Annotated in this window: 2 protein-coding genes; one reads left to right on the plus strand and one right to left on the minus strand. The window is 68.2% G+C overall.

What is annotated here, in order from left to right:
* A partial coding sequence (locus tag H928_RS28300) for a class I adenylate-forming enzyme family protein (RefSeq protein WP_021027465.1) occupies nt 1-1273 on the plus strand: 1273 nt, incomplete at its 5' end.
* Here the strand turns inward: H928_RS28300 and H928_RS33490 are convergent.
* Nucleotides 1260-1941 (minus strand): TlpA disulfide reductase family protein (locus H928_RS33490; RefSeq protein ID WP_306729948.1); only part of this gene is annotated, 682 nt, incomplete at its 5' end. The two genes, H928_RS28300 and H928_RS33490, sit on opposite strands and share 14 nt — an antisense overlap.

A 1941-nucleotide genomic window follows, 5' to 3' on the forward strand; every position in this document is an offset into this window, starting at 1 on the left:
CGAGGTGCGCGGCTTTGCCGACAAGGCCGATGCGCGGGTGGTCTACTTCACCGACCGCGTCTCCAAGGCCGCCGCAGCCCACGCCGAGCGCTATGGCGTGAGCCCCTCCTGCGTGCCGGGCCTGGCCCACACGGCAGTGCGTGCCGATGCGCGCGCCGAGCCCGAGCCGGACGGCAATCCGGTGGCCGCCATCATCTTTACCTCCGGCACCACCGGCACCCCCAAGGGCGTGCTGATGAGCCAGCGCGGCGTGGCGCATTTTGCCCGCGTCTCGGCCCAGTCGCGCAGGCTCGGGCCCGATGACAAGGTCTACGCCTTTGTGCCGATGACCCATATCTTCGGCCTGGGCACGGTGCTGCTGGCCTCGCTGTCGGCCGGTGCCGCGCTGGAGATGCGCAGCCAGTTCGAGCCCGCCGATCTGCTGGACGCACTCGCCCACCATGGCATCACCCAGCTGCAAGGCCCGCCCACCTTGTTTGCGCGCCTCTTGCAGTACTGCGAGCAGCATGGCATCCGCCAGCCCGCTGCACCGCATCTGCGCTACCTCTACACCGGCGCCGGCCCGCTCGATCTGGCGCTGAAAACCAAGGTCGAGGCGCTGTTTGGCCAGACCCTGCACCATGGCTATGCGATGAGCGAATACGCCGGCTCGCTGCACCTGACGCGCATCGACGAAGCCCGCAGCGACACCAGCGCTGGCTACTGCATCGATGGCGCGGAACTGCAGATCGTCGATCCGCACAGCGGCCTGCCGCTGCCGACCGGCGAGCGCGGCGAGATCTGGGTGCGTGGCACGGGTTTGATGCCTGGCTACTTCCGTGACCCCGAGGCCACGGCCGCTGCCTTGCGCGACGGCGGCTGGTATGCCACTGGCGACCTGGGCGAGCTGCATGCCGATGGCGCGCTGTTCGTCGTGGGCCGCCTCAAGGAGATGATCATCCGCTCGGGCTTCAATGTCTACCCCAGTGAAGTGGAGCATGCGCTGGGCAGCTTTCCCGGCATCCAGCGCGCCGCCGTGGTGGGCCAGAAGGAGGCCGATGGCAACGAGGCCGTGATCGCCTTTGTGGTGCAGGATGCCCGCCATCCGCCCGACCTGGATGCCTTGCAAGCGCATTTGCGCGAGCACCTGGCGCCCTACAAGCGGCCGGCGCGCATCATCGCCATCGATGAGCTGCCGGTGAATGCCAATGGCAAGGTGATGAAGCGCGAGCTGCAGGCCCGGCTGGAGGCGGAGCAGACCGCTGCAGCGCCCGCAAGCGCTACGGCGTCGTAGCCGGCACGATCTGCTGCATGAAATCGTTCAGGCTGGCGGCAGACAACTCGCCCACGCGCTGGCCCTGCAGCTGGCCGCTGGCGTCATAGAACAAGGTGGTGGGCAGCGCGCGGCTGCCGGCCACCTCGCCCATGCTGTTGCGCGGATCGAGCAGCACCTGGCCATCGGGCAGGCCAAAGCCGCGTGCGGCCTTCAGCACCACCTCGGGTGCCTCTTGCTGGTTCACCCACAGAAACTGCGCCTGCGGGTAGCGCTTTTGCGCCTCCAGCAGCGCAGGCATCTCGCGCACGCAAGGGGTACACCAGCTGGCCCAGAGGTTGATCACCACAGGCTTGCCCTTGAACTGGTCGAGCGCATGGGTTTGGGCATCGAGCGCCACCAGCGACAGCGGCGGCAAGGCCTTGGCGCTGGAGGAGAAGTTGTAGACCAGCGCATTGCCGCCCAGCCACAGCGCCGCAAACAGCGCCGCCGCACCCGCCAGCGGCTGCAACACCGCCTTTTTGCGCAGCCACAGCCACCACATATAGACAACCACCACCGCCAGCGCCGCCCAGGGCTCCCAGCCCCCATCGCGCACATTGAGCATCGACAGCGGCTGCGCCAGGTACTCATCGGCATAGCGGGCGACAAAGCCCAGGCGCGCCGCCACCAGCGCCAATAGCGGCAGC

Origin of the sequence: Comamonas sp. B-9 (assembly GCF_000410635.1) — a bacterium.
Lineage (GTDB): Bacteria > Pseudomonadota > Gammaproteobacteria > Burkholderiales > Burkholderiaceae_C > Comamonas.